The following is a 4,429-nucleotide window of genomic DNA, read 5'->3' as shown; positions in this document are numbered from 1 at the left end:
GCGTGACCCGCCCCGCGCCCGCCCCTCCGCCTCCCGCTCTCTCGCCGGGGCTGCGCGTGCTCTTCGTCCTCGCGACGACGGTCGTGATCCTCGCGGGCGTGTACTTCGCCCGCAGCCTCATCGGACCGCTCGCGCTCGCGGTCGTGCTCGTCGTCATCTGCGAACCCGTCCGCCGGCCGCTCGAGCGCCGCGGCTGGCCGCGCTGGACCGGCACCACCGCCGTCATCCTCGTCGCCTACCTCGTGCTCGTGGTGATGGGACTGCTGCTGTGGGTCGCCGGCGTGCAGTTCGCCCGGCTGGTCGCCGACTACGTGGACCAGCTGCGCAGCAGCGCCGACGGCTTCGTGTCATGGCTGCAGTCCGTCGGACTCGACGGAGAGGCGACGGATGCCGCGGCATCCGTCCTGGATCCCTCCGCGATCGTCCGGCTCGTCTCCAGCGTCGGCGGCACGGTGATCGGCGTCGCGACCGCCCTCTTCTTCGTCGTGTCCTACATCATTTTCATGGCGGCCGACGCGGCGCGGTATCGCGATGCCGAGCGCGTGTTCGGCGTCGGCCGCCGCCCCGCGCTGGCCCGGATCCGACGCCTGAACACCGGCATCCGTCGCTATTACGTCGTGAACGCATCGTTCGGCGCCGTCGTGGCGATCATCGACGGCCTGGCGCTCTGGGCGCTCGGCGTGCCGGCGCCGATCGTGTGGGCCGTGCTCGCTTTCGTGACCAACTTCGTCCCGAACATCGGCTTCGTGCTCGGCCTGATCCCGCCCGCCGTGCTGGCCTTCGTGGTCGGCGGATGGCCGATGCTGCTCGCCGTGATCGCGATCTACTCTGTCGTCAACGTCGTGCTCCAGGTGCTGGTGCAGCCGAAGTTCGTCAGCGACGCGGTCGACCTCAGCCTGACGCTGAGCTTCTTCTCGGTCATCTTCTGGACATTCGTGATCGGCCCGCTCGGCGCGATCCTGTCCATCCCCCTCACGCTCTTCGTCCGGGCGCTCGTGCTCGAGGGAGATCCGGGGTCGCTGTGGCTGCGGTGGCTGTCGGGCGACCGCACCGCCACGCCGGCCTCGGCGGCGCGCGATCCGCTGATGCATCCCTGATCGACCGCTCCACACCGTCCGCATCACATCCTCACGGAGGCAGTCATGACTCAGACCTCGCTCGATCTGCCCTCACCCGACGGGCAGCCGGCGGATCCGTCGCGGCCGCACCGGCCCCGCGTCTTCGACCGGGTCAGCGAGCGCTCGCTCGAGTCCCTCGCCCTCGGCGTCGGCGCGGTCTCGTTCGTCGTCGTGGCGCTCGTGGCGATGGTCGCGTTCGGCTTCCAGGCGGCGCCGATCTCGGGCCCGGGCTCGGTGGGGCAGTTCGCGGCGATCGCGTCGGGCGTCGTGGCGTTCCTCGCGGTGATCGGCGGCCGGATCCTCGCCCACCGGCAGGGCGTGCACCGGCGCCTGAAGCCCCTCGACTATGTCGACGTCGCGGCACTGGCCTTCGCCCACGCCGTCATCGCCCTGCTCGGCTGGACGCTGCTGGCCGTGATCCTCGAGGACGCGTTCATCGGTGCCGAGGTGTTCGCGCTGCCCGTGCTCATCCTCGCCGGCGCCACCTCGGCGATGACGGCGTATCTCGCGTTCTACTCCGCAACCCACATGGATCTGCAGCTGCTCGCGGTCGTCCTCGCGGTGTTCCTCGTCTTCGGCGTGCTCGCCAGCATGCTCACCGCCAGCGACCCCAACTGGTGGAAGGACAACCTCAGCGCTCTCGGCATGTCGTCCAACGTGTCGGCGTTCGCGTTCAACATCACGATCATCGTCGCGGGCTTCCTCGTGACCACGCTCGCGCGGTACTCCACGCGCGGCATCCCCACCACCAACCCCCACGGCATCGCCCGCGTGCGTGTCTCGCTCATCGTGGTCGGCGTGTTCCTGGGCATGGTCGGCTTGTTCCCCGTGGACCGGTTCTTCGCGCTCCACACCAGCGTCGCATCGGGCATGGTGGTCGCGTTCGGCGTGCTCGTCATCGCGCTGCCGCGGTGGATCCCGTCGATGCCGCGGGCCTTCGTCGCCCTCGGGTGGCTCTTCCTCGCCGTCACGCTGCTGCTCGCGGTGTTCTTCTTCATCGGCTACTACACGCTGACGGCCGTCGAGCTCGTCGCCGGCATCCTGGTCTTCACCTGGATCGTGCTGTTCATCCGCAATGCGGCCGCCCTGGCGCAGGACGCGCGCCGCGAGCCGTCAGCCGGCTGAGCGGGCTCCGGTCCAGGGGAGCGGGGCCTCCGGGCGCTCGCGCGCGAGGTCGGCGGGGGTGATGAGCATCTCGCGCGCCCAGGTGACGACGAGCCAGGCCGGCAGCACGATGATGCACAGCATCGGCAGCACCGTGATGTCGCCGACCATCGCGACGGCCACGAACAGCGCCACCCAGCCGTCGCGGGCGATCGCCAGCACGAGCCCGAGCACTCCGCAGGCGACCGCGAGCGACAGCGGCAGGCCGGGGAGCAGCGCGCCCCCCAGCATCCCCGCTGCGACTCCGAGGAACACCGCCGGGAAGATGCGGCCCCCGCGGAAGCCCGCGGACGCCGCGACCACGAGCGCCGCCATCTTGACGAGCAGGATCACCGCCAGCTGACCGGGCGGATACGCATCGGGGTCGGCGAGGAGCTCGCCGCTCTGCTCGAGGCCCTTGAACAGCGTGATCGGTCCGCCGATCATCCCGAGCAGCCCCAGCACCACCCCGCCGAGCGTGATGTAGAGCATCGGATGCCGCAGCGCGTGGAACGCGCGATGCACGAGCGGGAAGAGGTAGATGCCCACGAGCCCGAAAGCGGCGGCGGCGCACGCGACGATCGCGCCGAGGAGCAGGTCGAAGGCCTGCGGCGTCCCGTAGGGGGCGAGGGGCGTCGCCGTGCCGAATCCGCCGCCGAGGAGGAAGGTCGTCACGGACCCGGCTCCGGCCGCGACGAGCGGGAGGAACAGCTTGTCCCAGAGCGACCCGCCCATCTTGAACTCTCCGACCATGCCGGTGAAGACGAGCGCTGCGGCGACGGGGGTGCCGAAGAGCGCGCCGATCGTCGCCGAGATCGCGAGCGCGCCGGTGAGCTCGGGCGGCACCGCCTTGGCGATGCGCGCGACGAGCGCGATCGCGAGCGAGACGTTGACGGCGATGATCGGGTTCTCGGGGCCGAGGCTCACCCCGCCCGCGAGGCTGAGGATGACGACGACGACGAGGCCGGGCAGCACCCACAGCTGCAGCGGCTTCGCGGCGAGTTCGGTAGTCGCGGAGTCGGGGCCGGCATGGCCGGGAACGAGCCACACGACGAGGCCGACCGCGATGCCGGTCGCCGTCAGCACCGTGAAGATCCACCACGGTGCGTCGGGGGCGATGCCCAGCGCCTGAGGCGTGTTCGTCCACAGCACGTCGTCGAGCCGATCGGCGATCTGCTCGAGCAGCCAGAGCGACAGCGCCGACAGCACGCCGATCAGGAGAGCGGGGATCGACAGCAGCACCAGACGGCGGACGGTCAGCTGCGGACCCGGCGGCGTGGCCGGTGCGGGCGAGGCGGCGGTGGGGCCGGGCATGGGGCACACGATAGCGGTAGCGGTGCGAGTGGGGCGACTGCCGCGCGAGGCGATCCTGCGCGGCGGCGGGCGCGCCGGTGCGCCGGGTGGCGACATCCGGTGCACAATTCGCATGTGGAGGAGACCGCCTGGCACAAGCGCACCGAGGTGCCGCTGATGATCGCCTCACTCGCGTACCTCGTCGCGTACTCGTGGCGCGTGATCGCGGATCTGCACGGTCCTGGCCGGGCGGTCGCCTCGACAGTGATCCTGGTCACCTGGGCCATGTTCATCGCGGACTACCTCGTGCGACTGGCGCTCGCGAAGAATCGGCGATGGTGGTTCCGCCATCACCTGTCTGCGCTCACGTTCGCGCTGATCCCCGTCCTGCGCCTCGTTCGCCTCCTGCGCTTCATGACCCGGCTGCCGGGGATGAAGACGACCGCGGGCGGTGTGCTGCGCACGCAGATCCTCGTCTACGGCGCCGGGGCCTCCGTCATCCTGATCTACCTCGCGTCGCTCGCGGTGCTCGAAGCAGAGCGTCACGCTCCCGACGCGAACATCACGACCTTCCCTATCGCGGTGTGGTGGGCGTGTGTGACCGTCACGACGACGGGCTACGGCGACTACGTGCCGATGACGGATGCCGGCCGCTGGGTCGCCGTGGCGCTCATGCTCGGCGGGGTGGCGCTGGCCGGCGTGATCACCGCGACCCTGGCCTCGTGGGTGCTCGAGCGCGCGTCGCGCGCACACGACGACCAGGAGCCAGCGACGCGTGCGCAGGTGCGGGCGCTGATGGAGAAGATCGACGCTCTCACGGCGCAGAGCGCCGCCGGCGGAGGCGGTGCGGGCGGTGCGCGCGCAGGCGGCGCTCC

General features: G+C 71.0%; 4 protein-coding genes. 3 read left to right on the top strand and 1 reads right to left on the bottom strand.

Annotation, left to right across the window (positions count from 1 at the left end; all coding sequences use genetic code 11):
- Both ACI3KX_RS21840 and ACI3KX_RS21835 read left to right on the top strand, forming a co-directional pair.
- Positions 1-1,097 (top strand): AI-2E family transporter (locus ACI3KX_RS21840; protein ID WP_404911064.1); only part of this gene is annotated, 1,097 nt, incomplete at its 5' end.
- 45 nt (positions 1,098-1,142) lie between these two features.
- Entirely contained in the window at positions 1,143-2,243 is a 1,101-nt protein-coding gene (locus ACI3KX_RS21835; RefSeq protein WP_404911063.1) for a DUF998 domain-containing protein, read from the top strand.
- On the opposite strand, the gene ACI3KX_RS21830 is transcribed toward ACI3KX_RS21835, so the two are convergent.
- Positions 2,232-3,575 (bottom strand): ion channel protein, encoded by a 1,344-nt coding sequence (locus tag ACI3KX_RS21830; protein ID WP_404911062.1) that lies wholly within the window; start codon positions 3,573-3,575, stop codon positions 2,232-2,234. The genes ACI3KX_RS21835 and ACI3KX_RS21830 overlap by 12 nt on opposite strands.
- Before the next feature lie 114 nt (positions 3,576-3,689).
- Here ACI3KX_RS21830 and ACI3KX_RS21825 point away from each other — a divergent pair.
- On the top strand, positions 3,690-4,429 hold a 740-nt coding region (locus ACI3KX_RS21825), incomplete at its 3' end, for a potassium channel family protein (protein WP_404911061.1).

Origin of the sequence: Microbacterium sp. ZW CA_36 (assembly GCF_044987475.1) — a bacterium.
Taxonomy (GTDB): Bacteria; Actinomycetota; Actinomycetes; order Actinomycetales; family Microbacteriaceae; genus Microbacterium.
The sequence above is the reverse complement of the archived record's forward strand: the minus strand, read 5'-3'. Positions and strand labels throughout refer to the sequence as shown.

Excerpts from the sequence above, each read along its gene's own strand:
- ACI3KX_RS21830 (WP_404911062.1), bottom strand. The coding sequence starts at position 3,575 with ATGCCCGGCCCCACCGCCGCCTCGCCCGCACCGGCCACGCCGCCGGGT.
- ACI3KX_RS21835 (WP_404911063.1), top strand. The coding sequence starts at position 1,143 with ATGACTCAGACCTCGCTCGATCTGCCCTCACCCGACGGGCAGCCGGCG.